The organism is Pseudomonas sp. IT-P260, from assembly GCF_949768395.1.
Taxonomy (GTDB): Bacteria; Pseudomonadota; Gammaproteobacteria; order Pseudomonadales; family Pseudomonadaceae; genus Aquipseudomonas; species Aquipseudomonas parakoreensis.
In genome coordinates, this window is sequence record NZ_CATKPO010000008.1 from 12,473 (window position 1) to 35,595 (window position 23,123).

General features: G+C 60.4%; 26 protein-coding genes, 1 pseudogene and 1 riboswitch. Of the genes and pseudogenes, 15 read left to right on the forward strand and 12 right to left on the reverse strand.

Annotation, left to right across the window (positions count from 1 at the left end; translation table 11 throughout):
• Nucleotides 1-61: 61 nt before the first annotated feature.
• Nucleotides 62-691, reverse strand: coding sequence for a LysE family translocator (locus ACM6HV_RS05805; RefSeq protein ID WP_414903742.1), 630 nt, complete (start codon nucleotides 689-691; stop codon nucleotides 62-64).
• 271 nt (nucleotides 692-962) lie between these two features.
• Between ACM6HV_RS05805 and ACM6HV_RS05810 the strand changes: the two genes are divergently transcribed.
• From ACM6HV_RS05810 to ACM6HV_RS05820, 3 genes are all read left to right on the forward strand, one after another.
• Nucleotides 963-1,928 carry a 2-hydroxyacid dehydrogenase gene (locus ACM6HV_RS05810; protein WP_145593162.1) on the forward strand — a complete coding sequence of 322 codons (966 nt, stop codon included), beginning with the start codon at nucleotides 963-965 and terminating at the stop codon, nucleotides 1,926-1,928.
• A gap of 32 nt (nucleotides 1,929-1,960) precedes the next feature.
• Nucleotides 1,961-2,959 (forward strand): class I SAM-dependent methyltransferase, encoded by a 999-nt coding sequence (locus ACM6HV_RS05815; RefSeq protein WP_003228088.1) that lies wholly within the window; start codon nucleotides 1,961-1,963, stop codon nucleotides 2,957-2,959.
• A gap of 40 nt (nucleotides 2,960-2,999) precedes the next feature.
• Nucleotides 3,000-3,122, forward strand: a riboswitch (yybP-ykoY riboswitch).
• Between the two features lie 88 nt (nucleotides 3,123-3,210).
• Complete coding sequence (locus tag ACM6HV_RS05820; protein WP_095668338.1) at nucleotides 3,211-3,795, forward strand: TMEM165/GDT1 family protein; 585 nt, start codon at nucleotides 3,211-3,213, stop codon at nucleotides 3,793-3,795.
• A 123-nt stretch (nucleotides 3,796-3,918) separates the two neighbouring features.
• Here ACM6HV_RS05820 and ACM6HV_RS05825 read toward each other — a convergent pair whose 3' ends face one another.
• A complete protein-coding gene (locus ACM6HV_RS05825; protein ID WP_025109318.1) occupies nucleotides 3,919-4,737 on the reverse strand; it encodes a M48 family metallopeptidase in 819 nt (272 codons plus the stop codon).
• Between the two features lie 1,352 nt (nucleotides 4,738-6,089).
• Between ACM6HV_RS05825 and ACM6HV_RS05830 the strand changes: the two are divergent.
• Nucleotides 6,090-6,287, forward strand: a pseudogene (locus ACM6HV_RS05830) (HAMP domain-containing protein); the annotation flags it as partial.
• A gap of 111 nt (nucleotides 6,288-6,398) precedes the next feature.
• Nucleotides 6,399-7,142: a methyl-accepting chemotaxis protein gene (locus ACM6HV_RS05835; protein WP_371260437.1), complete on the forward strand. Its 744-nt coding sequence runs from the start codon at nucleotides 6,399-6,401 to the stop codon at nucleotides 7,140-7,142.
• Nucleotides 7,143-7,229: 87 nt separating this feature from the next.
• Here ACM6HV_RS05835 and ACM6HV_RS05840 read toward each other — a convergent pair whose 3' ends face one another.
• The 3 genes from ACM6HV_RS05840 to ACM6HV_RS05850 are packed head-to-tail and all read right to left on the reverse strand — an operon-like array spanning nucleotide 7,230 to nucleotide 8,342.
• On the reverse strand, nucleotides 7,230-7,853 hold the full coding sequence (locus ACM6HV_RS05840) for an SOS response-associated peptidase (protein WP_414903743.1): 624 nt from the start codon (nucleotides 7,851-7,853) through the stop codon (nucleotides 7,230-7,232).
• A gap of 36 nt (nucleotides 7,854-7,889) precedes the next feature.
• Entirely contained in the window at nucleotides 7,890-8,150 is a 261-nt protein-coding gene (locus tag ACM6HV_RS05845) for a putative signal transducing protein (RefSeq protein WP_003228093.1), read from the reverse strand.
• A 9-nt stretch (nucleotides 8,151-8,159) separates the two neighbouring features.
• Nucleotides 8,160-8,342: a CPXCG motif-containing cysteine-rich protein gene (locus tag ACM6HV_RS05850; RefSeq protein WP_108183764.1), complete on the reverse strand. Its 183-nt coding sequence runs from the start codon at nucleotides 8,340-8,342 to the stop codon at nucleotides 8,160-8,162.
• A gap of 142 nt (nucleotides 8,343-8,484) precedes the next feature.
• Here ACM6HV_RS05850 and ACM6HV_RS05855 point away from each other — a divergent pair, with 142 nt between their 5' ends.
• On the forward strand, nucleotides 8,485-9,648 hold the full coding sequence (locus ACM6HV_RS05855; protein ID WP_179294961.1) for a 1-acyl-sn-glycerol-3-phosphate acyltransferase: 1,164 nt from the start codon (nucleotides 8,485-8,487) through the stop codon (nucleotides 9,646-9,648).
• A gap of 88 nt (nucleotides 9,649-9,736) precedes the next feature.
• Here the strand turns inward: ACM6HV_RS05855 and ACM6HV_RS05860 are convergent, their stop codons facing one another.
• Nucleotides 9,737-10,015: a hypothetical protein gene (locus ACM6HV_RS05860; protein ID WP_007967709.1), complete on the reverse strand. Its 279-nt coding sequence runs from the start codon at nucleotides 10,013-10,015 to the stop codon at nucleotides 9,737-9,739.
• 194 nt (nucleotides 10,016-10,209) lie between these two features.
• Between ACM6HV_RS05860 and ACM6HV_RS05865 the strand changes: the two genes are divergently transcribed.
• Nucleotides 10,210-10,416, forward strand: a complete 207-nt coding sequence (locus ACM6HV_RS05865; RefSeq protein ID WP_047296561.1) for a hypothetical protein — start codon at nucleotides 10,210-10,212, stop codon at nucleotides 10,414-10,416.
• Nucleotides 10,417-10,596: 180 nt separating this feature from the next.
• Here ACM6HV_RS05865 and ACM6HV_RS05870 read toward each other — a convergent pair whose 3' ends face one another.
• The gene (locus tag ACM6HV_RS05870) at nucleotides 10,597-11,181 is read right to left on the reverse strand and encodes a YajG family lipoprotein (RefSeq protein ID WP_025109324.1); all 585 of its coding nucleotides are present in this window, start codon (nucleotides 11,179-11,181) and stop codon (nucleotides 10,597-10,599) included.
• A 203-nt stretch (nucleotides 11,182-11,384) separates the two neighbouring features.
• Here ACM6HV_RS05870 and ACM6HV_RS05875 point away from each other — a divergent pair, with 203 nt between their 5' ends.
• Together ACM6HV_RS05875 and mqo are read left to right on the forward strand one after the other, a co-directional pair.
• Nucleotides 11,385-11,618, forward strand: a complete 234-nt coding sequence (locus ACM6HV_RS05875; protein ID WP_041072422.1) for a hypothetical protein — start codon at nucleotides 11,385-11,387, stop codon at nucleotides 11,616-11,618.
• A gap of 707 nt (nucleotides 11,619-12,325) precedes the next feature.
• A complete protein-coding gene (gene mqo, locus ACM6HV_RS05880) occupies nucleotides 12,326-13,834 on the forward strand; it encodes a malate dehydrogenase (quinone) (protein ID WP_041072424.1) in 1,509 nt (502 codons plus the stop codon).
• Nucleotides 13,835-13,995: 161 nt separating this feature from the next.
• On the opposite strand, the gene ACM6HV_RS05885 is transcribed toward mqo, so the two are convergent.
• The 3 genes from ACM6HV_RS05885 to ACM6HV_RS05895 form a co-directional block, all read right to left on the reverse strand.
• Nucleotides 13,996-14,283: a PA4642 family protein gene (locus tag ACM6HV_RS05885; protein WP_041072426.1), complete on the reverse strand. Its 288-nt coding sequence runs from the start codon at nucleotides 14,281-14,283 to the stop codon at nucleotides 13,996-13,998.
• Nucleotides 14,284-14,346: 63 nt separating this feature from the next.
• Nucleotides 14,347-14,832 (reverse strand): hypothetical protein, encoded by a 486-nt coding sequence (locus ACM6HV_RS05890; RefSeq protein WP_414903744.1) that lies wholly within the window; start codon nucleotides 14,830-14,832, stop codon nucleotides 14,347-14,349.
• Between the two features lie 135 nt (nucleotides 14,833-14,967).
• Nucleotides 14,968-15,525: a hypoxanthine-guanine phosphoribosyltransferase gene (locus ACM6HV_RS05895; RefSeq protein WP_041072430.1), complete on the reverse strand. Its 558-nt coding sequence runs from the start codon at nucleotides 15,523-15,525 to the stop codon at nucleotides 14,968-14,970.
• A gap of 162 nt (nucleotides 15,526-15,687) precedes the next feature.
• Between ACM6HV_RS05895 and upp the strand changes: the two genes are divergently transcribed.
• Nucleotides 15,688-16,326 (forward strand): uracil phosphoribosyltransferase, encoded by a 639-nt coding sequence (upp, locus tag ACM6HV_RS05900; protein ID WP_041072432.1) that lies wholly within the window; start codon nucleotides 15,688-15,690, stop codon nucleotides 16,324-16,326.
• A gap of 2 nt (nucleotides 16,327-16,328) precedes the next feature.
• Nucleotides 16,329-17,603: a uracil-xanthine permease family protein gene (locus ACM6HV_RS05905; protein ID WP_003228120.1), complete on the forward strand. Its 1,275-nt coding sequence runs from the start codon at nucleotides 16,329-16,331 to the stop codon at nucleotides 17,601-17,603.
• A 111-nt stretch (nucleotides 17,604-17,714) separates the two neighbouring features.
• Here the strand turns inward: ACM6HV_RS05905 and hemH are convergent, their stop codons facing one another.
• Complete coding sequence (gene hemH / locus ACM6HV_RS05910; protein WP_414903745.1) at nucleotides 17,715-18,740, reverse strand: ferrochelatase; 1,026 nt, start codon at nucleotides 18,738-18,740, stop codon at nucleotides 17,715-17,717.
• A 13-nt stretch (nucleotides 18,741-18,753) separates the two neighbouring features.
• Nucleotides 18,754-19,656: a TIGR01777 family oxidoreductase gene (locus tag ACM6HV_RS05915; RefSeq protein ID WP_145593156.1), complete on the reverse strand. Its 903-nt coding sequence runs from the start codon at nucleotides 19,654-19,656 to the stop codon at nucleotides 18,754-18,756.
• 197 nt (nucleotides 19,657-19,853) lie between these two features.
• Between ACM6HV_RS05915 and ACM6HV_RS05920 the strand changes: the two genes are divergently transcribed.
• The 4 genes from ACM6HV_RS05920 (at nucleotide 19,854) to ACM6HV_RS05935 (ending at nucleotide 23,123) form a co-directional block, all read left to right on the forward strand.
• Entirely contained in the window at nucleotides 19,854-20,840 is a 987-nt protein-coding gene (locus ACM6HV_RS05920; protein WP_041072440.1) for an NAD(P)/FAD-dependent oxidoreductase, read from the forward strand.
• Complete coding sequence (locus tag ACM6HV_RS05925) at nucleotides 20,837-21,052, forward strand: TIGR02450 family Trp-rich protein (protein WP_047296480.1); 216 nt, start codon at nucleotides 20,837-20,839, stop codon at nucleotides 21,050-21,052. Before ACM6HV_RS05920 ends, ACM6HV_RS05925 begins: the two co-directional genes overlap by 4 nt.
• 167 nt (nucleotides 21,053-21,219) lie before the next feature.
• Nucleotides 21,220-22,182 carry a YbgA family protein gene (locus ACM6HV_RS05930; protein ID WP_414903746.1) on the forward strand — a complete coding sequence of 321 codons (963 nt, stop codon included), beginning with the start codon at nucleotides 21,220-21,222 and terminating at the stop codon, nucleotides 22,180-22,182.
• Nucleotides 22,182-23,123, forward strand: a complete 942-nt coding sequence (locus ACM6HV_RS05935; RefSeq protein WP_041072446.1) for a MerR family transcriptional regulator — start codon at nucleotides 22,182-22,184, stop codon at nucleotides 23,121-23,123. The genes ACM6HV_RS05930 and ACM6HV_RS05935 overlap by 1 nt, the downstream gene beginning before the upstream one ends.

A 23,123-nucleotide genomic window follows, 5' to 3' on the forward strand; every position in this document is an offset into this window, starting at 1 on the left:
GACTGATCCAACGCATTCGCGAGCAGGCTCGCTCCCACAGTTTTAAGTCGCGGTTCTGAGATCAATGCAACTCGGTGAACGCGATTTTCACGCCGAGAGCGATCAGCACCGCGCCCATGGTGCGGTCAAACCAATGGCCCATGCGGGCGAAACCGGCGCGTACGCGTTGCTGGCTGAACAGCATCGCCACCAGACAGAACCAGGTCGCAGTCGCCACCGCCAGGTAAACCCCGTACCCGGCCTGCACCGCCAGCGGGGTGTGCGGGTTGATCACCACGGTGAACAGCGACAGGAAGAACAGCGTGGCTTTCGGATTCAGACCATTGGTCACGAAGCCCGAAGTGAAGGCGCCGCGCGCGGTGCGCACGCCTGCCTCCTTGTGCAGATCATCGGTAACGGTTTTCGCTGGCTGCGCGCGCAAGGCCTTGAAGCCGATGTACAGCAGGTACGCGGCGGCGGCCCATTTCAAGGCGTTGAACAGCACGATCGACTGCGACACGATCAGGCCGATGCCCAGCAGCGAATAACCCACATGCAGGAAAATCGCCGTGCCCACACCCAGCGCGGTCCAGGTGCCGGCGCGACGACCATGGGTCACGCTCTCACGCACCACCACGGCAAAGTCCGGGCCGGGACTGGCCACGGCCAGCAGGTGGATCAGGGCAACGGTCAAGAACTCGGTCCAGTACATGGGGGCTCCTCTTTAATGAGTAAAAACAATTCATCAACTGGCTCAAACCCTGTGGCGAGGGAGCTTGCTCCCGCTGGGCTGCGAAGCAGACCCAAACCCATTCACCGTGCTGTGTCAGGCACACCGGTGTTTCAGGTTACGGCTGCCGCGCAGCCGAGCGGGAGCAAGCTCCCTCGCCACAGGGTATTGCGGGCGCTGTGCGTAACCAATTGTTTCATCTGGTAGGCTCGGCAGATTACGCCTTCCGTTCCAAGCACAAAAGGTACAGTTGATGACGAACCCGCGCCGCGCCGTATTCCTCGATCACCCGTCTCTGGATCTCGGCGATCTTGACCTCAGCCCGTTGCGCGCCTGCTTCAGCGACCTGCAGTTGTTTGCCCAGACCTTGCCCGAACAGGTCAGCGAGCGCCTGCAGGGTGCCCGCGTGGCGATCACCAACAAGATCCGCATCGACGCCGCCACGATGGCCGCCAACCCCGATCTGCAACTGATCCTGATCACTGCCACCGGCACCAACAACGTCGATCTGGACGCGGCCCGCGCCCACGGCATCACTGTGTGCAATTGCCAGGGTTACGGCACACCGTCGGTGGCGCAGCACACGATCATGTTGCTGCTCAACCTCGCCACCCGCCTCGCGGATTATCAAAAAGCCGTCGGCGAAGGTCGCTGGCAGCAGGCCAGACAGTTCTGCCTGCTCGACTATCCGATCGTCGAACTGGAGGGCAAAACCCTCGGCCTGCTTGGTCATGGCGAACTCGGCGGTGCGGTAGCGCGCTTGGCCGAAGCGTTTGGCATGCGCGTGTTGCTCGGGCAGATTCCCGGCCGCCCGGCACGCCCGGATCGTCTGCCCCTGGACGAACTGCTGCCGCAGATCGACGCCCTGACGTTGCACTGCCCGCTTAATGAACACACTCGACACTTCATCGGCGCCCGCGAGCTGGCGGCGCTGAAACCGGGCGCCTTCGTGGTCAACACCGCCCGTGGCGGCTTGATCGACGAGCAAGCCTTGGCCGACGCCCTGCGCAACGGTCACCTCGGCGGTGCGGCGACCGATGTGCTCAGTGTCGAACCGCCGGTCAACGGCAATCCGCTGCTGGCGGGCGATATTCCACGGCTGATCATCACCCCGCACAACGCCTGGGGCAGTCGCGAAGCGCGGCAACGTATCGTTGGCCAATTGACCGAAAACGCCCAGGCGTTCTTCAGCGGTACAGCGCTGCGGGTCGTCAGTTGATAAACTGCGGCACTTTTTTCCAAGGAGCAGTTATGGATCCGCGCAGTGAAGTACTGCTTCGTCAGGCCGAGTTATTCCAGGGTTCGCTGTTGTTGGCCGGTTTGCCTGCCGACGATCTGCTCGGGCGCCTGCCCAATGCGTTCGGCTGGTGCTGGCATGCCGGCGATCAGGCCGCACTCGATGCACGTTTCGAAGGTCGCAGCCATTTCGGCGTAAACGTGCCGGAGCGCGAGTTCGACAGCGCCGTGGTGTTTTTGCCCAAGTCCAAGGACCTGACCGATTACATCCTCAACGCGGTGGCCGCACGTCTGCCCGGGCGCGAGGTGTTTCTGGTGGGGGAAAAACGCAGCGGTATCGAGGGCGCTTCCAAGCAGCTCAACCCGTTTGGCAAACCGCGCAAACTCGACAGCGCGCGCCATTGCCAACTGTGGCAAGTGACTGTCGCCAACGCGCCGGAAGCCAAATCGCTGGAAAGCCTGGCGCAGACTTACGAGCTGCCACTGGCCGAAGGCCCGCTTAAAGTCATCAGCCTGCCCGGTGTGTTCAGTCATGGCCGGCTGGATCGTGGCAGCGCGCTGCTGCTGGAGCATCTGGACAAACTGCCGAGCGGTCATCTGCTGGATTTCGGTTGTGGCGCCGGGGTTTTGGGCGCGGCGGTCAAACGGCGTTATCCGCACAATCAGGTGACCCTGCTCGACGTCGATGCCTTCGCCGCCGCCAGCAGTCGTCTTACTTTGGCGGCCAACGGTCTGGAAGCCGAAGTGCTGACCGGCGACGGTATCGACGCTGCACCGATGGGTTTGAACGCGATTCTGAGCAACCCGCCGTTCCATGTCGGGGTGCATACGGATTATTTCGCTACCGAGAACTTGCTGCGAAAAGCAGCCAAACATCTGAAAAACGGCGGCGAACTGCGCTTGGTTGCGAACAGCTTCCTGAAGTATCAGCCACTGATCGAAGAGCATCTGGGCGTGTGCGCGATCAAAGCCGAAGGCAATGGTTTCCGGATTTACCGGGCCAAGCGCGGCTGAAAATTAGCACTTGCCGAATGGATTCTGCCTAGGCAGAATCCGCTCCGTCCTAGGGGAGTAGTCTCCCACGAGCGCCAAGCTCGTCCGGCATACGTCAACATACTTGATCCTCAGATCATGGCGTATGCGACCCAAGCGTCCGCACCAGACGGATCGCAGGGTTTGACAAGACCTATGACACGCACACCTTACCCGGGGCGGGAAGGCTGTACGTGTCATAGCCGTGTCGACCCGCCCCTTAGGAAATCCTGATGCTGGACTCGTTACTCGTTCCCACCGCAATCGTTGCCTTGGCCGAAATCGGCGACAAGACGCAACTGCTCGCGCTGATTCTCGCCGCTCGCTTTCGCAAACCCTGGCCGATCATTGCCGGTATCGTCGCCGCGACCCTGGCCAACCACGCAGCAGCCGGTGCGGTAGGCGCCTGGTTCGGCAGCTTCTTCTCCGACTCGGTGTTGCACTGGATTCTTGCCGCGAGCTTCGCCGCCACTGCACTGTGGACGCTGGTCCCGGACAAGATGGATGACGATGAAGCCAGCACCGCGCGCAAGTTCGGCCCGTTCCTGACGACGCTGATCGCGTTTTTCCTGGCGGAAATCGGTGACAAGACCCAGATCGCCACCGTGATGCTGGCGGCGCAATACCCTGAGCTGTGGCTGGTGATTATCGGCACCACGGCAGGCATGCTGATTGCCAACGTGCCAGTGGTATTGGCGGGTAACTTTGCTGCGGAGAAATTGCCACTGACGTTGATCCGTCGCCTGGCGGCTTCGGCGTTCTTCATTCTGGCGATCGTTGCGGTGTACAAGGCGATGCAGAGCAGTGGCTGGATTTAAACCCGTAAGTCGGTAGACCGAGTTATCGTTCTTCGCGAGCAGGCTCGCTCCCACAGTGGAATGCATTCCAAAGGTGGGAGCGAGCCTGCTCGCGAAGGGGCCATCAGCCTTGCGGCAAAACCATCAGGATTTAGGGGCTTTCTCGTACAGCGGCATCACCTTCGGAATCGCCGCCTGCAACGAGGCGATCCGGCTGGACGAGGCCGGGTGAGTGCTCATGAATTCCGGCGGTGCGCCTTCCGAGGCTTTGCTCATCTTGTTCCACAAGGTGATCGCGGCATTCGGGTTATAGCCGGCGCGCGCGGCCAGTTCGAGGCCAATCAGATCGGCTTCGTTTTCATTGGCGCGGCTGTTGGGCAAGGTCATGCCGTAGTTGGCCACGGTGTCGGCCAGCGCCAGGCTGTCCTGGCCCAGACCGAACAGCGCACCGGCACCCTGCTTGGCCATTTCAATGCCATAAGCCTTGGACATCGCTTCACGACCGTGCTCGCGCAGGGCGTGGGCGATTTCGTGGCCCATGACTGCGGCGATTTCATCGTCGGTCAGCTTCAGGCTGTCGATCAGCCCGGTGTAGAAAATGATCTTGCCGCCAGGGCCGCAGTTGGCGTTGAGCTCATCGCTCTTGATCAGGTTGACTTCCCACTGCCACTGCGCGGCATCCGGGCGGAAATTCGGTGCCTGGGCGATCAGCCGGTTGGCAATCGCCTGAACCCGCTTGGCCTCCGGGCTGGTCTTGTCCAGCACGCCTTTGCTCGACGCCTCGCCGACGGTCTTCTGATAGGACTGGGCATACATCTGGTCGACCTCTTGCGAGGACAGCATGCTGAACATGTACTGCTTGCGCTCCACGCCCACGGCTCCGCCGCTGGTGGTGTTGACCGACTGACAACCGGCCAGCAACAGCGCTGCGCTCAGTGCACTTACAACCAATGTCTTGTTCATTCAAAAGCTCCCTGAAAACCTGCCGCGTATCGTAGGGGGTGAATTGTATCGGCGCCAGATACAACAGACGTGTTGCAGCGTCTTTCGGAAGTTTCCCACGACTGCTGTCGTAAAAAATTCACAGCAACCGGCCTGCCTGTTGCCGCTGCGTCGCGCACCGATCCATTTGCGACATCACCCGCCGAATGTTCCGCTCGCCACTCATGGCGCAATGCCTGCTGCCGATACAACAGCGCAGACGTCCTCTTGCGTGCGGAGCTCCCATGAAGTTCAAGTCGATCCAGTTTTCCGTCGCCGCCCTGGCTGGCGCCATCGTCCTCAGCGTGGTCGCCGCGCTGGTGCTGTACGCGCTGTTTTCCGGCGCCCGCACCCAGGAGATGGTGCAACAGCGCACCCAGGTGCAGTTCGAGCAGGTCATCGAACAGCGCCTGACCTCGCTGGCGCAGACCCAGGTCAGCCAGATCCAGCGCGAACTCGAAGCGCCGCTGCTGATTGCCGGCGGACTGGTGCGGGTCAATGCGCTGCTCGGTACACCGGGCGCCGACGGCCAGCCGCGACTGAGCATCAGCCGCGAGCAATTGATCAGCCTGATCAAGGAAAACGTCGAGCAGAACCCGAAGATTCTCGGTACCTACATCGGTTGGGAAAAGAACGCACTGGATCACAATGACGCGGCCTACGTCGGCAGCGCCGTGATCGGTATCGACCCTGCCAACGGACGCTTCCTGCCGTGGTGGTTCCGCAATACCGACGGCAGTCTGGGCGTGGACAAACTGGCCGATGTCGACGATCAGAAAACCCTGTCCACAGGGGTGCGCGCCAGTGAGTATTACCTCTGTTCCAAGGAAACCAAAAAACCCTGCGTGATCGATCCGGCACCTTACAAAGTCGGCGACAAAGTCGTCATGCTCGCCTCGTTCATTGAACCGATCATGCTCAACGGCGCGTTCCAGGGCATCGTCGGCGCCGACCTGTCGGTGAACTTCATTCAGGACATGCTCCTCGCCGCCAACCAGAAGCTGTACAGCGGCGCCGGGCAAATGGCCCTGATCGGCGGTAACGGGCGGATCGTGGCCTACACCCAGGACCCGAGCAAATTCGGTGAAAAGGTCAGCGACATTCTCGACGCCGAACAAATTGCCAACATGGCCAATCTCAAACGCGGCGAAGTCACCTACTCCGTCAACAAGGACAAGGGCCGTATCGAGTTGTACCTGCCATTCGGCATCGGCCAGACCGACGCGCGCTGGACCCTGATGCTGCAACTGCCGTTGAACGCGGTGATGGCGGATCTGCAAAAACTTCAGGCCGACCTTGATGCGCAACGCAAGTCCGACACCTTCGGCATGGCCATGGTCGGCCTGATCATTGCCGCCATCGGTTTGCTGGTGATCTGGCTGGTGGGGCACGGCATCGCCCGCCCCCTGAAGCAGATGGTCGCCATGCTCGATGACATTGCCAAAGGTGAAGGCGACCTGACCCGCCGCCTGAGCAGTGATCGCAGCGATGAACTCGGCTCGATTGCCAAAGGCTTCAACACCTTCCTCGCCAAGTTGCAGGCGATGATCACGCAGGTGGTGACCTCGGTGCAGAGCGTCAGCGATTCCTCCGAACACACGGCCGACATCGCCATTCGCACCAACATCGGCATTCAGAAACAAATGGCCGAGATCGATCAGGTCGCCACTGCCGTGCAGGAAATGACCGCCACTGCGCAAGACGTGGCGCGCAACGCCACCCAGGCGGCGCAAGCCGCCAGCCATGCGGATCAGGCCGCTGGCCAGGGCATGCAGATCGTCCGTGATACCTCGAATTCGATTGGTGCGCTGGCGCTGGAAATCGGCAAAGCCGTGGGCGTGGTGCAGACCCTGGCCAAGGACAGTGAAAACATCAACGCGATCCTGACTGCCATTCGCGGGATCGCCGAGCAGACCAACTTGCTGGCGCTGAACGCCGCGATCGAAGCGGCGCGTGCCGGTGAACAGGGGCGCGGCTTTGCCGTGGTGGCGGACGAGGTGCGCAATCTGGCGCAGAAGACCCAGAAGGCCACCGAAGAAATCCAGAGCATGATCCAGCAACTGCAACAGGGCACCCGCGACGTGGTGCGGGTCATGGAGGACAGCCAGAACCGCACCGACGAAAGCGTGCAGCACGCGGCGAAAGCCGCCGAGGCGCTGGAGACGATTACTCAGGCGGTGTCGGTGATCAATGACATGAATACGCAGATCGCCAGTGCCGCTGAAGAGCAAAGCGCCGTCGCGGATGACATCAACCGCAACGTGATCAATATCGGTCAGGTAGCGAATGAAGTGGCGGGCGGTGCGGATGAGTCGAGTTCGGCGAGTGCCGGCCTGACCAAACTGGCGGAGCAGCAGCGGCGCTTGATCAATCAGTTCAAGGTTTAACAGCAAGGTCAAAAGATCGCAGCCTGCGGCAGCTCCTAGAGGATCGATGCAGGAGCTGCCGCAGGCTGCGATCTTTTCGCTTTCACATCAACCCGGGGTCAGACACTCCGGCCCATTGAGCTTCGGATCATTCACCAGATTCGCCAGCACCCGCTCGCGCAATGCCGCCGGCTCACTGGCGAGCAAGCCCTGCAGCACATGCAGCGGCGTCGCAGGATCGAGCCAGGCCGCCTGCCCCGCCTCATCGAGAATCAACGGTCGGCGCTGACTGGCCGCCGGCTGCGTGATGACCGCGGTGCTCAGCCACACCTGCTCCTGCACCGGATACGCCTCCCAGATCGCCGCGAAAAACAGCGATGAACCCTCACCCGGCGTCAGCCAGTACGGGCGCTTGCGCAGATTGCCGCGCCATTCGTAGAAACCGTTGGCCGGCAGCAGGCAACGACGCAGGCGCAGCGCTTCACGGAACATCGGTTGTTCGGCGACGGTTTCCGCCCGGGCATGCGTCGGGGTCTTCGACAGATCGGTCAGCCACGGCGGCGTCAGCCCCCAACGGGCGCGGGCCAGCGTGCGTTGGCCGTTGGCCTCGGCACGCAGCATCAACACCGAATCATTGGGAGAAATATTCCACTGCGCCTGCTGATCGGCGGGAAATCCGGGCAGGGCCGCGAAGTCGCGGTTCCAGCGAAACAGGGCATAACGTCCACACATGGGGCAACACGACTCAGCAATAAAACGAACGTCAGCCTAACAGACCAGCGTCCCGGGGAAGCTCTCCGGTTCATCGCCGGGCAGCGGCAGCGCGGCATTGTACGCGGTGATCAGCTCGCGGGCGTATTCGGCCTGATCGTTTTCGACCGACAACCCCAGCAGGCCAAAAATCGGCAACTCCCCCGTGCCGCCGAGCAGATCCCGGCCCACCAGGTGCGCCTCGATGCCTTCGCTGGCGAGCATGCCCTTGAGCATCTCGCCTTCCATCAGGTTTTCCGGCTCGTAGATTCGCTGCATGGGCGCCCCTCATTCGTTTTCACTGAACACTTCCAGAAACCAGTCCTCGCCATGCACCTGCAGGACAAAGGTGATCGGTCGACAACACACCTGACAGTCCTCGATGTAGGTCTGATCGCCGTCAGACAAGTCCACTGTTGTCTCGACCTCTTCACCACAATACGGACATTCATACAGTGCGCTTTCCAGCATCGCGGTCTCCCAGGTGACTTGTGCGTATAATCGCCGGTCTATTTGCAGGGCTATTTTTGTCTGGCTACTTTTTCAGACCGTGCCCCGTCGGTTTTCGATCAAAACCTTTACTTACCCTAGCCGTTTCCAACAAGAGAGCATGATGGGCGAATTCGATGCCATCCGACCTTACGACGACAGCGAAGTACCTGTGGTACTGGCAAGACTGCTCGGCGACAAGGCGTTTCTAGATATCCTCACCCACTTCCGCTTCCCGCGTTTTGCCGGTGCCTTCGGCTGGATGCTCAAACCACTTATAGCCCATCGGCTGCGTCGTGAGTTCGCCAGCGTGACCTCGGTGGCGACGTTGCAGGACAAGATCGAGTCCTACGTCGACCACACCATCGAGCGCGCCACCGACGGCGTGACCTACACGGGTGTCGAGCAATTCAAGTCCGGCAGCGCTTATCTGTTTATCGCCAACCACCGCGATATCGTGATGGACCCGGCCTTCGTTAACTATGCGGTGTACCACGCCGGCCTGCCGACGCCGCGCATCGCAATCGGCGACAACCTGCTGCAAAAGCCCTTTGTCAGCGATCTGATGCGCCTGAACAAGAGCTTCATCGTGCACCGTTCGATCACCGGGCGCCGCGAGAAGATGGCGGCGTATCAATTGCTGTCGGCGTACATCAACCACTCGATCCGCAACGATTGCGCCTCGATCTGGATCGCGCAGGCCGAAGGCCGGGCCAAGGACGGTGACGACCGTACCGAGTCGGCGATCCTCAAAATGTTCCATATGAGCCGCAAGGACGAACCGTTCGGCGAAGTGATCCAGTCGCTGAACCTGACCCCGGTGTCGATCAGTTACGAATACGACCCGTGCGACCAGGCCAAGGCCCGCGAGCTGTACATCCGCGCTACCACCGGCACCTACGCCAAGGCGCCGGGCGAGGATGATGTGAGCATTGCCAAGGGCATCACCGGCTACAAGGGCCGGGTGCACGTGAACTTCGCCGCGCCGATCACCGAGCTGTTCGAAGACACCAAGCAATTGGCGGTCGAGATGGACAAGCAGATTCTCGGCGGTTATCGCCTGTTCCCGGTGCATTACCTGGCGTACGCGCAGTGGGCCGACGCCGATCCGCAACTGAACGTGCCGAAGGCTGCCGAGCTGTTCCCCGCCGACGAACTGGCCAAGGCGCAGGAAGAATGGCAGAGCCGCCTGGACGCTTGCCCTGAGGAGCACCGTCCGTATCTGGTGCTGCAATATGCGACGCCGGTGCGCAATCAGTACCGGGTGAAGGCCGGGTTGCCGTTGTAAAACAAAAGCAAGATCAAAAGATCGCAGCCTGCGGCAGCTCCTACACCAATCTCCTGTAGGAGCTGCCGCAGGCTGCGATCTTTTGCTTTCAGAAGCGCGTGCTGATCCAGGAAACGATCAGGGCCAGGCCGAGGCAGGCAAAACCGAAGCGGTAGAAAAAGCGGTTCATGCGCAAGGTCGCCCAATCCAGAATCGGTTCGGCGTTCGGTTGGGCCTGGCGCTGTGCGGCGATGCTGGCCATGGCGCGTTGTTCACGACGGCGAGTCGCATGCAGCAGCCAACTGCCCGGGAAAGCCAGAGCCAGCGCCAGCAGGTTGATCAATTTGGCGGGATGGGCGGTAAACAGCGTCATCAAGTGCAGCGACATCACAGACCTCGAATCTGAATCAGTGTGGCAGGCGCCCGATCGACGACCGCGGCGCGGATTCTACCCAAACCCTTCGCCCCTGCCCTACCCTTTGCGACAAATAACCTGACAATCGACCGATGGCTGTCCTGTGTCACGGCATCGTCATTTACATCGGCCACCATGCGCGCCTCGAAACACACATGGAACGCGACATGCTTCACGCCGAAAACCAGGATCGCCTGTACCTCATCACCCCGTCCGACGAACAACAAAGCCTCGTCGGCAGTCTCGCCTTCAATGTTCAGGATCGCCACTGGCTGGTGTATTGCGCCCTCGGCGGGCATCAACATGCGGATTTGCCGGAGACTGACCTGCTGACGGGCGTGAGCGTGCTCGACTTCTACTCCCAGGCCGCCTGACCCACACCGCCCCCCTGTAGGAGCTGCCGCAGGCTGCGATCTTTTGATGTTGTTTTTGACAATCAAAGTCAAAAGATCGCAGCCTGCGGCAGCTCCTACAGGGGATCAGCGGGGAATCAGTGGACATTAAAAAGCCCGGCGCCATCACTGGCCCGGGCTTTTTCACATCAGCCGCGAAGCTTACTCGGCGAGGATCTGACCCACGGTCGGGTCCTTGAACAGGCGAGTCAAGGCGTCGCTCAACACGTCGCTGACCAGCTTGGTGTTGGTTTCCTGGTTCGGCGCCATGCCGAAACGCTGGTCCAGCGAAGCACCGTAGCGGCCGCTGTAGCGACGGTTGCCGCTCTGCACGTCGGAACGGAAGGTCGCGCCGATGGTGGCCTCGGTCACGTACATGCCTTCTTTCGGCGACTGGTACTTGAGCTCGGTCAGAGTCACGGTCAATTGCGGCGCATTCATCGCGTTGCTGGTCGGGGTAAAGCCGAGCAGACGCACGGCGGCTTCAGCCTGGGCCTGCAACTTCGGCAGGATCTGCTCGCGCTGTACAGTGATGGCGCTGGTTTCCGGGTACAGGCCGCCACGGGTGCCGAGGGTTGGCGACGGACGACCGTCAACCACGCGCACCACCACTTGCTGGCCATGGCCGACCGGGGCCAACTGCGTGGTCAGCTTCGGTTCCGGGCTCAGTTGTTGCGGGCTGTGGGCGCAGCCAACCAGGGTCAAACTGGTCACAGTGATCAAACCGAACAACAGGCGTTGCAACATGCTCTTTTCTCCAGAATCAGGCACAAACAGGCCGGCAGTATAGCGGTGGGCCACTGCGGGTAACCAGCACTCGACAGTGAATACTCAAATGTCTGACCCAGCCGAGAGAATGCGGTTCCTGTCACAGATTATTCACCGCCCATACACCTTGGCGTCACGGCCGCCTGGCAAGCTTCAAACCAGTCCCCAACAAGGTACTTGCCATGCGTTATCTGATCTCGTTGTTCGCGCCACGTCCGCTGCACCGCAGCTTCGCCCTGCTGGATCGCAACGGTCACTGCCAGGCCTTCAAACAGTGCAGCCTCAAGCCAATGGGTGACGGCTGGGTGGAAATCGAAGAAATCCGCCTCAACTGGTTGCACCAGCCGCTGCCCGCCAGCGCCCGGGTCATCGAGCAACAACCTCGCGCACGTGCCCAGGCGATGTTGAGCATCTGACCGGATGCCTAATAAAAGTCATTAAACTCGACCAACTGCCCGCATTTCTTCGATACAATCTCCCCCCGATTATAAGGACGTCTCCTGATCGGGCCCCGCAACACCGGCAATGCCCTGCATTCGCCATCAAAATCGCCCACAGAGAGCCGCCCACACAGATCGAGTGAAGTTGGCGCGCTTGCCTGTTCTTCCGGCAAAACCCCGCTTTTCGCGAATCTGCAGAGCTGTCATATGCTCGGCCACCGCGTTGTTTTGCCTTTGCGGGCACGGTGCCAGGCCTGGACAGCCCTTTTTTGAGGTTCACGTCTTCAAAAGAGCGTGAAAAAAACGGGTTTTCACAACTTCACAAGAGTGTGGCGAGCAAATGAATAGTTTTGCGTCTGAACATGCACCATTAGCGTCTGTAACAGCCCAACGACACAGGACCGGGGATACCTCGAACATCGGAGCCTGAAGCCTGTCCGCTACGGATTTGGTTGCACAAAACGGATGTCTCGACCATAAGTCGAATTGCCAGCCGCGTGCTGAAATGAGTTCATGCAACTCTTGAAGCCAGGCCGCATGCATCCGTCGAAGTTGCGAAAAATTGCGAAGATTCGGACATGACGAACCTGACCATGGGTTATCCGGGGCTTAACTGACCTGCCCCGCCACGCCCTGGCAGCCATGCCGACAATTTGGTGCTGCAGATTTTGGAGACGCGTTAAATGGCGCATAACGAAGCAGTCGACGTAGTTCTGGTTGGGGCCGGCATCATGAGTGCCACCCTGGCAGTACTGCTCAAAGAACTCGACCCGACGATCAAGCTGGAAGTCGTCGAGTTGATGGATTCCGGGGCCGCGGAGAGTTCCAACCCGTGGAACAACGCCGGTACCGGCCACGCCGGCCTGTGCGAGCTGAACTACACGCCGCAGGCCGCCGACGGCAGCGTCGACATCAAGAAAGCCGTGCACATCAACACCCAGTTCGAAGTGTCCAAGCAGTTCTGGTCGTACCTGACCAAAAAAGGCACCTTCGGCTCGTGCAAGTCCTTCATCAGCCCGGTGCCGCACCTGAGCTTCGTCCAGGGTGACAAAGGCGTGTCGTTCCTCAAGGAACGCTTCAACGTGCTGCACAAGCACCACGCCTTCGCCGACATGGAATACACCGAAGACAAAGCCAAGATGGCCGAGTGGATGCCGCTGATGATGCCGGGCCGTTCGCCGGACGAAGTCCTGGCCGCGACCCGCGTGATGAACGGCACCGACGTCAACTTCGGCGCCCTGACCAATCAGTTGCTCAAGCACCTGACCAGCGCACCGGACACCCAGGTCAAGTACTGCAAGCGCGTGACCGGCCTCAAGCGTAACGGCGCCGGCTGGACCGTCAGCATCAAGGACGTCAACAGCGGCAACAGCCGTGAAGTCGATGCCAAATTCGTCTTCCTCGGCGCCGGTGGCGCGGCCCTGCCGCTGCTGCAGGCTTCGGGTATCGAGGAAAGCAAAGGCTTCGGCGGCTTCCCGATCAGTGGCCAGTGGCTGCGTTGCGATAACCCGGAAGTGGTCAAGCACCACCAGGCCAAGGTCTACAGTCAGGCCGCGGTGGGTTCGCCACCCATGTCCGTGCCGCACCTGGACACCCGCGTGGTCGACGGCAAGAAATCCCTGCTGTTCGGGCCATACGCCGGTTTCACCACCAAGTTCCTCAAGCACGGCTCCTTCATGGACCTGCCGCTGTCCGTTCGCGCCGGCAACATCGGGCCGATGCTGGCAGTGGCGAAAAACAACATGGACCTGACCAAGTACCTGGTCAGCGAAGTGATGCAATCGATGGAGCAGCGCCTGGACTCCCTGCGCCGCTTCTACCCGGAGGCGAAAGCCGAAGACTGGCGCCTGGAAGTGGCCGGCCAACGGGTACAGATCATCAAGAAAGACCCGAAAAAGGGCGGCATCCTGCAATTCGGTACCGAACTGGTCGCGGCGAAAGATGGCTCCCTCGCCGCCCTGCTCGGCGCTTCGCCAGGCGCTTCGGTGACCGTTTCGATCATGCTGGAACTGATCGAGAAATGCTTCCCGGCCAAGGCCAAGGGTGAGTGGGCGGCCAAACTGGCCGAGATCTTCCCGGCCCGTGAAAAGGTTCTGGAAACCGATGCTGCGCTGTATCGCAAGATCAACACGCAGAACAACATCGCCCTGGAACTGGTTGAAGAAAGCAGCGAGACCCCAAGCTTCGCTTGATCTTGCGGCAAAAAAAACGCCCCGTACTCAGTGAGTGCGGGGCGTTTTTTATTGACCCTGAAAAGCAAAAGATCGCAGCCTTCGGCAGCTCCTACAGGGTAAACACAAATCCTGTGTAGGAGCTGCCGAAGGCTGCGATCTTTTGATCTTGTCTTTTGATCTTAACCGCGAGCCTTGTCGATCAGCTCGATGTACTCGGCCGCGTTACGCTGATCCTTGATCAGATCAACAAACGTCTGGCCCTGCTCATCCTTGCCATCCACGTCGTAACCGGCGGCGACGAAGAACGTCAGGAAGCGCTCGAAATCGTCGATGCGCAGGCCACGGTAGGCCTTGATCAGTTTGTGCAGCGACGGCGAAGTGGCGTCGACCGGTTCAAAATCGAGGAACAGCTTGATCTGCTCATCGCCGATCTCGTCACCAATCACCTGTTTCTTATCTTTACGCATTGCCGACTCCAGCTCGCAGACATTACACGGGGCGGGCAGTTTACCCCTGCCCAGCCACAAGGCTCAACGCGAACGCACGGCCCCGGTGTGCAGATCGGCCCAGATGTGGCCGTTGGCATAACTGAGGAACTGTACATACACGGTGTCGTTGCGCAGCAGATCGACCACCACTCGGTACTGGGCCAACGGGTAGAACAGGGTCAGGGTCTTGCTCTTGTCGTCATAAACCGGTTTTTTCAGGCTTTTGCTTTCGCCATCGAAATTGACCAGCACCTGAGTGATGGTTGCACCCTTGTTCAGCGACTTGCCCTTGAGGCGGATCATCAGCGGTGAGGTCACCGGAATCGGCTGCTGATTGGACTGGCGTTGCGCACCGACCACCACCGAATAATCGGTGACCTGCAGCAGTTGTTGCTGCTCGGGCTCAGCGTCGCGCAGGGTCAGGTCGTCCGGCGGTAGAAACTGACTGTGCATCGGCGCCGGGGCGGCGGCCAGAGGCAGGCTGAGGGTCAGCAACAGGGCGGCAAAGCTGCGGATCAGAAGGCTCATGACAGGCTCCGGGGGCGGGGCCGAGCACTCTAGCATGGGATTAAAAGCAAAAGATCGCAGCCTTCGGCAGCTCCTACAGGGTGTACATCAATCCCCCTGTAGGAGCTGCCGAAGGCTGCGATCTTTTGATCTTGCTTACATGCCTTTAACGGCAAAGATCCCGTTGGCGTTGCGCCAGTAGCCTTTGTAGTCCATGCCGTAACCGAAGATGTAGCGGTCAACGCATGGCAGGCCGACGAAGTCTGCCTTCAGGTCAGGACGCGCCTTGCGGTCGTGGTCCTTGTCGATCAGCACGGCGGTGTGCACTTTGCGCGCGCCGGCGTGTTTGCAGAAGTCGATGATCGCGCCCAGGGTGTGACCTTCGTCGAGGATGTCGTCGATGATCAGCACGTCGCGGTCGATGAACGAGACTTCCGGCTTGGCTTTCCAGAACAGGTCGCCGCCGCTGGTTTCGTTGCGATAACGGGTGGCGTGCAGGTAGGAGGCTTCCAGCGGGAACTGCAGATGAGTCAGCAGTTTGCCGGAGAAGATCAGGCCGCCGTTCATCACGCAGAACACCACCGGGTTGCTGTCGGCCAGTTGTTCGTTGATGTGTGCACCGACGCGGGCGATGGCGGCCTCGACTTCAGCTTCGGTGTACAGGCAGTCAGCCTCTCGCATGATTTGACGGATATGCTCGAGATCAGCGGACATGGCGCTCTCCAGGGGTGGCGGAATTGGAAAAGCGGGCAAAGGTACGCATCCCGCGAGGTCGAATCAAGCGTTAATGGACTAACGTACTCAATGTCCTATAGGACATCACCCTCGGATAGATTAATCTAGGCCGGTTTTTTTGCCCGCCGCCGGAGTTTTTCCATGCCCATCCTCGAGATCCGCCATCCGCTGATCCGCCATAAACTCGGCCTGATGCGCCGCGCTGACATCAGCACCAAGAATTTCCGTGAGCTTGCTCAGGAAGTCGGCGCCCTGTTGACCTATGAAGCTACCAAAGACCTGCCCCTGGAAACCTACGATATTCCAGGTTGGTGCGGCACCGTGTCGGTGGAGAAAATCGCCGGCAAGAAGATCACCGTCGTGCCGATCCTGCGCGCCGGCATCGGCATGCTCGAAGGCGTGCTGAGTCTGATCCCGGGCGCCAAGGTTTCCGCAGTGGGCGTCGCCCGCAACGAAGAAACCCTGCAAGCGCACACCTACCTGGAAAAACTGGTTCCGGAAATCGACGAACGGTTGGCGATGATCATCGACCCGATGCTCGCCACCGGCAGCTCCATGGTCGCGACCATCGACCTGTTGAAGAAAGCCGGCTGCAAGGACATCCGCGCGATGGTGCTGGTCGCAGCGCCGGAAGGCATTGCTGCCGTAGAAAAGGCTCACCCGGACGTGACCATCTACACCGCGTCCATCGATGAGCGCTTGAACGAGCACGGTTACATCATCCCTGGGCTTGGCGACGCCGGTGACAAGATCTTCGGCACCAAGCAGAAGGACGCGTAAACATGCAGCAAGAGTTCAACGATCCGCTCTGGCGCACGGTGCTGTCCGGTGCCCAGATGCTGTTCGTGGCTTTCGGCGCCCTGGTGCTGATGCCGCTGATCACGGGTCTTGACCCGAACGTGGCACTGTTTACCGCAGGTCTGGGGACGATCCTGTTCCAGATCGTCACCGGGCGTCAGGTGCCGGTGTTCCTCGCGTCGAGCTTTGCGTTCATCACTCCGATCATTCTCGCCAAGGGCCAGTTCGGCCTCGCCGCGACCATGGGCGGCGTGATGGCGGCCGGTTTCGTCTATACCTTCCTCGGCCTTGCCGTGAAGATCAAAGGCACCGGTTTCATTGACCGTCTGCTGCCACCGGTAGTGATTGGTCCGGTGATCATCTCCATCGGCCTGGCCATGGCGCCGATTGCCGCGAACATGGCAATGGGCAAGGCGGGTGATGGTTCCGAGCTGATCCATTACCAGACCGCGATGATGATCTCGATGCCGGCGCTGCTGACCACGTTGATCGTGGCGGTGTTCGGCAAAGGCATCTTCCGCCTGGTGCCGATCATTTCCGGGGTGCTGGTCGGTTTTGCCATGTCGTTCTATTTCGGCGTGGTCGATACCGCGAAGATTGCGGCGGCGCCATGGTTCGCCCTGCCGCACTTCACCGCCCCCGAGTTCAACTGGCAGGCGATCCTGTTCATCGTTCCGGTGGCGCTGGCGCCGGCCATCGAGCACATCGGCGGCGTCATTGCCGTGGGCAGCGTGACCGGTCGTGACTACCTGAAGAAGCCGGGCCTGCATCGCACCTTGCTGGGTGACGGCATCGCCACCACGGCCGCCGGCCTGTTTGGCGGCCCGCCGAACACCACCTACGCGGAAGTGACCGGCGCGGTGATGCTGACCAAGAACTACAACCCGAAAATCATGACCTGGGCGGCGATCTTCGCCATCACCCTGGCGTTCATCGGCAAGTTCGGCGCGCTGCTGCAAAGCATTCCGGTGCCGGTGATGGGCGGGATTCTGTGCCTGCTGTTCGGCTCGATTGCCGCGGTGGGGATGAACACCCTGATCCGCCACAAGATCGATCTGGGCGAAGCGCGCAATCTGGTGATCGTCTCGGTGACTCTGGTGTTCGGTATCGGCGGTGTGCTGGTCGGCACCGGCACTGGCCCCGACGACTTCGGCCTCAAAGGCATCGCGTTGTGCGCGGTGGTGGCGATTGCACTGAACCTGATTCTGCCGGGCAATGATGGCTGGAAGAACAAGAAGGCCGATGAGCCGCTGATCTAAGGCTTTAGATCTTTATTATCTGACAGATAGCTTTCGCGAGCAGGCTCGCTCCCACATTGATCTTCGGTGCGCTGAAGATCCCCTGTGGGAGCGAGCCTGCTCGCGATGCTTTCAGAGGGCCAACGGCGCTCTTTCACACAGGATTGCCAACGCCTTCGCCCATTGCGGGTCGTCATTCAGGCACGGCACCAGCACCAACTCCTCACCCCCCGCCTCACGGAACAGTTCCTGGCCGCGATCCCCGATCTCTTCCAGCGTCTCGATGCAATCGGCGACAAACGCCGGGCACATCACCAGAATCTTTTTCATGCCGCTTTTCGCCAACTCATCCAGCCGCGCTTCAGTGTAGGGTTCGATCCACTTCGCCCGCCCCAGACGCGACTGAAACGACACCGACCATTTGCCATCGGCAATGCCCGCACGCCTGGCGAACTCGGCGGCGGTGCGTATGCACTGGGCGCGGTAACAGGTGGCCAGCACAGCCGGCGAAGCGTTCTTGCAGCAATCCGCGTTTTTCAAGCAGTGATTGCCAGTCGGATCGAGCTTGGTCAGGTGCCGCTCCGGCAAGCCATGGAAACTCAGCAGCAAGTGATCGTAATCCTGCTGCAAGTGCGATTGGGCGCTGGCGACCAGTGCATCGAGGTATTCCGGCTGATCGTAAAACGGTTGCAGCACCGACAGTTTCACGTCGAGCTTGTTCTCGCGAATCACCCGCTTGGCTTCTTCGATCACCGTGGTGGTGGTGCTGTCGGCGAACTGTGGATAAAGCGGCGCCAGCGTAATGCGCTTGTGCCCGGCGGCGACCAGTTGCAGCAATTTCGTTTCAATCGACGGCTCACCGTAACGCATGGCCAGTTCCACCGGGCCATGGGTCCACTGGCTGGTCACCTGCTGTTGCAGACGACGGCTCAGCACCACCAGCGGCGAACCCTCCTCCCACCAGATCGACGCGTAGGCATGGGCCGATTGCTCAGGGCGCTTGATCAGAATCAGCGACACCAACAGCCGCCGCACCGGCCACGGCAGGTCGATCACGTACGGGTCCATCAGAAACTGATTGAGGTAGCTGCGTACATCGGCCACCGAAGTGGAGGCCGGGGAGCCCAGGTTGACCAGAAGCAAGGCGTGATCGGTCATGCATCGTCCTATTTCAAAGGCGGCCGGAGAGATCATCCAGAGCCGCGCGCAAATCCGTGAACTGGAAAGTGAAACCCGCTTCCAGCAAGCGTGCCGGCACGGCCCGTTGGCCGCCCAGCAACAGCAATGACATTTCGCCAAGCCCGACCTTCAGCGCCAGGGCCGGCATCGGCATGAACGCCGGACGGTGCAGCACGCTGCCCAGCGTTTTGGCAAACTCGCGATTGCGCACCGGTTTCGGTGCGCAGGCATTATAAGGACCGCTCGCCTGATCGCGGTGCAGAAGAAAATCAATCAGGGCGATTTGATCATCAATATGAATCCATGGCATCCACTGCCGACCATTGCCCAAAGGCCCGCCCAGCCCAAGCTTGAACGGCAGCAACAGCCGCGACAAAAAGCCGCCCTCGGCTGATAGCACCAGCCCGGTTCGTACCAGCACCACGCGCACGCCCAACGCTTCGGCACGCTGCGCGGTTTCCTCCCAGGCAATGCACAACTGGCTGGCAAAATCGTCGATCACCGGCGGTGAATCCTCGGTCAGCTCGCGCTCACCGCCGTCACCGTACCAACCGACTGCAGAACCGGAAATCAACAACGCCGGTTTCTGTTGTCGTGTTTCCAGCCACGCCAGCAGGGTTTCGGTCAGGGTGATGCGGCTGCTCCACAACAACGCTTTGCGCCGATGGGTCCATGGCCGATCCGCGATCGGTGCTCCAGCCAGATTGACGATTGCGTCCAGTGGCTCGTTGCCGAAGTCTTCGAGACGGGCAATACCACGCACCTGCGCACCGCAGATCTGCGCGACCTTCTCCGGACGCCGACTCCACACCGTCAGTTGATGGCCTTGCCTGGACCAATACTGACAGAGCTGACGTCCGATCAAACCAGTACCGCCGGTCAGCAATATGCGCATGACTTCTTCCTCGCGTGGCGTTTTACCCGGATCACTAGTCTATTTTTATAAGCAGGGATCTTTTCTATCGGGCAGGCTCTATTGTTTAACCATAGGCCAAGCTGTCAGAACGAGAACGCTAGAAGTTATACCAAAAAACAAAATTGTACAGGTTTCATTGACGGCGTAGTCTGTACAGAAAGGTAAACGAGGCCCCTATGACTGTACCTATCGCAATCATCGGCACCGGCATCGCCGGACTCTCCGCCGCGCAGGCGCTGACAGAGACCGGACACACCGTCCAGCTCTTCGACAAAAGCCGCGGCAGCGGCGGGCGCATGTCGAGCAAACGCAGCGACGCCGGTTCTCTGGACATGGGCGCGCAATATTTCACCGCCCGCGACCGGCGTTTCGTCACCGAGGTGCAACGCTGGCAAAGCCAGGGCTGGGTCGCCGAATGGCAACCGCAGCTCTACACCTGTCAGGGCGGACAATTGAATCTGTCGCCGGACGAGCAGACCCGTTGGGTCGGCACGCCGCGCATGAGCGCCATCACCCGCGGCTTGCTCAATGGCCTGGAAGTGCACTTTGCCTGCCGCATCACCGAGGTGTTTCGCGGCGAAGAACATTGGCATTTGCAGGACGCCGAAGGCTTCACCCATGGCCCCTTCAGCCATGTGGTGATCGCCACCCCGGCGCCGCAAGCCACCGCATTGCTGGCCGCTGCACCGAAACTCGCCGGCGCGGCCGCCGGGGTGAAAATGGACCCGACCTGGGCCGTCGCCCTCGCCTTCGATACGCCACTGGACACCCCGATCGAAGGTTGCTTTGTGCAGGACAGCCCGCTCGACTGGCTGGCACGCAATCGCAGCAAACCGGGACGTGACACGACGTGCGACACCTGGGTGCTGCACGCCAGCAGCGCTTGGAGCCGGCAACACATCGACCTGCCCAAGGAAGCGGTGATCGAGCAACTGCACGGTGCCTTCGCCGAACTGCTGCACAGCGCCATGCCTGCGCCGACCTTCAGCCTCGCCCACCGCTGGCTCTACGCGCGCCCTGCGACCGGCCACGAATGGGGCACGCTGGCCGACGCCGATCTGGGCTTGTATGCCTGCGGCGACTGGTGCCTGTCGGGGCGCGTCGAGGGGGCCTGGCTCAGCGGCCAGGAAGCTGCCCGCCGTTTGCACGAACACCTGCAATGAACCGCATCAATCCGCAAAAGCTGCTGCTCTCGAAGTGGACAGCAGCCCACCCGCAAAACCGTGAAAAGCATTTTCTGGTCACCGAGCTGTTCCGTGATGAAGAAGGTACGGTGCTGGAGATCGAGTTGCAGGCAGTCCTGACGCAGCGCAGCGAAAGGCTTGATTGGCAGCGCCTGAAAATTTCGACTGAATGGCTCCAGGGCTGGAAGTAAACACTACCCCCTGATCCGACGCCTTCGCGAGCAAGCCCGCTCCCACAGTTGACAGCGTTAAACCTGAAAAACTTATACAAATGAGTTGACTTGTACACGCATGAATCTATGCTGAGGAAAAGTTGTACAGAAATAAATACCTGTACAGGAATAGATTCGAGGTGTGCATGTCCAATCTTTCTGCTTTGCGGCCCAAAATCGCCATCAGCGCCTGCCTGATGGGCGCCGAAGTGCGCTACAACGGCGGGCACAAGGAATCGCGGCTGTGCAGCCGCACCCTCGCCGAGCATTTCGAATTCGTCCCGGTTTGTCCTGAAGTCGCGATTGGCCTGGGCATTCCTCGCGAGCCGATCCGCCTGGTCGGGGATCCGGACACTCCCGAAGCGGTCGGCACCGTCAACCCGCAAATCAATGTCACCGAACCGCTGGCGGCCTACGGGCAGAAAATGGCCGGCGAGCTCAATGACATCTGCGGCTACATCTTCATGCAGCAGTCGCCTTCATGCGGCCTGGAGCGGGTCAAGGTCTATCACGCCAACGGCGCACCAGTGAATGGCGGCGGCCGTGGCATCTATGCCCAGGCGTTTTGCGCACAGCACCCGGATCTGCCTGTGGAAGAAGCCGGACGCCTGAACGATCCGGTGCTGCGGGAAAACTTCATCACCCGCGTACTCGCCTACAGCGCCTGGCAACAAGTGCTCAAACAAGGCTTGAGCCGCCGCGCACTGACCGAATTCCACTCGCGCTACAAATACCTGCTGATGGCGCACAACCCTGAGCAATACAAAGCTTTGGGCAAATTGCTGGGCAACATGGCTCAGACCGATCCGGTCGAACTCGGCCCGCGCTATTTCAGCGAGTTGATGAGCGCGTTGAAGAAATGCGCCACCCGCCGCACCCACAGCAACGTCCTGCAGCACATCAGCGGCTATCTGAAACAGGCGATCAGCCCTGAAGACAAACAGGAAATGCAGCATGTCATCGGCCAGTACCGTCACGGCATCGTGCCGCTGGTGGTGCCGCTGACCTTGCTCAAGCATCATTTTCGCCAACACCCGGATCCGTACATCGCGCAACAGGTGTACCTGCAGCCGCATCCGGAAAACCTCAGCCTGCGAAACGCCATTTGATGAACGACACACTCGACAGCAGCGCCCGGGAAGACCTCGGTGCGGACTTCAAGAAAGCCCTCGACGAGGGCTGGCTGCCCATCCGCGAAGTGGCGCGGCAGACCGGGGTCAACGCCATTACCCTGCGCGCCTGGGAGCGCCGTTACGGGTTGATCGTGCCGCAGCGCACGCCCAAGGGCCATCGCCTGTACTCCAGCGAACATGTGCAACGAATCCTGACCATTCTGACCTGGCTCAACCGAGGCGTGGCGGTCAGTCAGGTCAAACCGTTGCTCGACGCGCCGCAAGCTTTTACCGAGACGGTGGAGAACGACTGGCAACGACAGCGTCAGTCCTTGCTCGGCGCCGTCATCCAGCTCAATGAGCGCAATCTCGACGACAGCATCAACCAGGCCATGGCCCTGTACCCGCCACGCACGCTGTGCGAGCAATTACTCCTGCCGCTGCTGGCCGAACTCGAACAGCGCTGGCAAGGACAGTTCGGTGCGCAGATGGAACGTGTGTTCTTTTATTCGTGGTTGCGCAGCAAATTCGGCGCACGCATCTACCATAACAATCGGCAATTGCACGCTGCACCGCTGCTGCTGATCAATCACTCGGATCTGGCGCTGGAACCACACCTGTGGCTCTGCGCGTGGCTGATCAGCAGTGCCGACTGCCCGGTACAAGTGTTCGACTGGCCTCTTCCGGCCGGAGAACTGGCGCTGGCGGTCGATCACCTGCAAGCGCGAGGAGTGCTGCTGTATTCCAGCAAGGCAATGAACCTGGCGCAGTTGCCGAAACTGCTGAACGGCATCAGCGCGGCAAAAATGCTCGTCGGACCAACGGTATGCATCCACCAGACCGAGTTGTCCGTAAGAACCCTTGAGATCGCTGATTTGATCCTGGCCGAAGATTCGCTCTCGGCCCATCAGGTACTCGTTCAGCGTGGGCTGATTTAA

What these genes read in the sequence shown, in the direction of transcription:
- ACM6HV_RS05805 (WP_414903742.1), bottom strand. Translation starts at nt 691, where the DNA reads ATGTACTGGACCGAGTTCTTGACCGTTGCCCTGATCCACCTGCTGGCC.
- ACM6HV_RS05810 (WP_145593162.1), top strand. Translation starts at nt 963, where the DNA reads ATGACGAACCCGCGCCGCGCCGTATTCCTCGATCACCCGTCTCTGGAT.
- ACM6HV_RS05815 (WP_003228088.1), top strand. Translation starts at nt 1,961, where the DNA reads ATGGATCCGCGCAGTGAAGTACTGCTTCGTCAGGCCGAGTTATTCCAG.
- ACM6HV_RS05820 (WP_095668338.1), top strand. Translation starts at nt 3,211, where the DNA reads ATGCTGGACTCGTTACTCGTTCCCACCGCAATCGTTGCCTTGGCCGAA.
- ACM6HV_RS05825 (WP_025109318.1), bottom strand. Translation starts at nt 4,737, where the DNA reads ATGAACAAGACATTGGTTGTAAGTGCACTGAGCGCAGCGCTGTTGCTG.
- ACM6HV_RS05835 (WP_371260437.1), top strand. Translation starts at nt 6,399, where the DNA reads ATGGCCGAGATCGATCAGGTCGCCACTGCCGTGCAGGAAATGACCGCC.
- ACM6HV_RS05840 (WP_414903743.1), bottom strand. Translation starts at nt 7,853, where the DNA reads ATGTGTGGACGTTATGCCCTGTTTCGCTGGAACCGCGACTTCGCGGCC.
- ACM6HV_RS05845 (WP_003228093.1), bottom strand. Translation starts at nt 8,150, where the DNA reads ATGCAGCGAATCTACGAGCCGGAAAACCTGATGGAAGGCGAGATGCTC.
- ACM6HV_RS05850 (WP_108183764.1), bottom strand. Translation starts at nt 8,342, where the DNA reads ATGCTGGAAAGCGCACTGTATGAATGTCCGTATTGTGGTGAAGAGGTC.
- ACM6HV_RS05855 (WP_179294961.1), top strand. Translation starts at nt 8,485, where the DNA reads ATGGGCGAATTCGATGCCATCCGACCTTACGACGACAGCGAAGTACCT.
- ACM6HV_RS05860 (WP_007967709.1), bottom strand. Translation starts at nt 10,015, where the DNA reads ATGTCGCTGCACTTGATGACGCTGTTTACCGCCCATCCCGCCAAATTG.
- ACM6HV_RS05865 (WP_047296561.1), top strand. Translation starts at nt 10,210, where the DNA reads ATGCTTCACGCCGAAAACCAGGATCGCCTGTACCTCATCACCCCGTCC.
- ACM6HV_RS05870 (WP_025109324.1), bottom strand. Translation starts at nt 11,181, where the DNA reads ATGTTGCAACGCCTGTTGTTCGGTTTGATCACTGTGACCAGTTTGACC.
- ACM6HV_RS05875 (WP_041072422.1), top strand. Translation starts at nt 11,385, where the DNA reads ATGCGTTATCTGATCTCGTTGTTCGCGCCACGTCCGCTGCACCGCAGC.
- mqo (WP_041072424.1), top strand. Translation starts at nt 12,326, where the DNA reads ATGGCGCATAACGAAGCAGTCGACGTAGTTCTGGTTGGGGCCGGCATC.
- ACM6HV_RS05885 (WP_041072426.1), bottom strand. Translation starts at nt 14,283, where the DNA reads ATGCGTAAAGATAAGAAACAGGTGATTGGTGACGAGATCGGCGATGAG.
- ACM6HV_RS05890 (WP_414903744.1), bottom strand. Translation starts at nt 14,832, where the DNA reads ATGAGCCTTCTGATCCGCAGCTTTGCCGCCCTGTTGCTGACCCTCAGC.
- ACM6HV_RS05895 (WP_041072430.1), bottom strand. Translation starts at nt 15,525, where the DNA reads ATGTCCGCTGATCTCGAGCATATCCGTCAAATCATGCGAGAGGCTGAC.
- upp (WP_041072432.1), top strand. Translation starts at nt 15,688, where the DNA reads ATGCCCATCCTCGAGATCCGCCATCCGCTGATCCGCCATAAACTCGGC.
- ACM6HV_RS05905 (WP_003228120.1), top strand. Translation starts at nt 16,329, where the DNA reads ATGCAGCAAGAGTTCAACGATCCGCTCTGGCGCACGGTGCTGTCCGGT.
- hemH (WP_414903745.1), bottom strand. Translation starts at nt 18,740, where the DNA reads ATGACCGATCACGCCTTGCTTCTGGTCAACCTGGGCTCCCCGGCCTCC.
- ACM6HV_RS05915 (WP_145593156.1), bottom strand. Translation starts at nt 19,656, where the DNA reads ATGCGCATATTGCTGACCGGCGGTACTGGTTTGATCGGACGTCAGCTC.
- ACM6HV_RS05920 (WP_041072440.1), top strand. Translation starts at nt 19,854, where the DNA reads ATGACTGTACCTATCGCAATCATCGGCACCGGCATCGCCGGACTCTCC.
- ACM6HV_RS05925 (WP_047296480.1), top strand. Translation starts at nt 20,837, where the DNA reads ATGAACCGCATCAATCCGCAAAAGCTGCTGCTCTCGAAGTGGACAGCA.
- ACM6HV_RS05930 (WP_414903746.1), top strand. Translation starts at nt 21,220, where the DNA reads ATGTCCAATCTTTCTGCTTTGCGGCCCAAAATCGCCATCAGCGCCTGC.
- ACM6HV_RS05935 (WP_041072446.1), top strand. Translation starts at nt 22,182, where the DNA reads ATGAACGACACACTCGACAGCAGCGCCCGGGAAGACCTCGGTGCGGAC.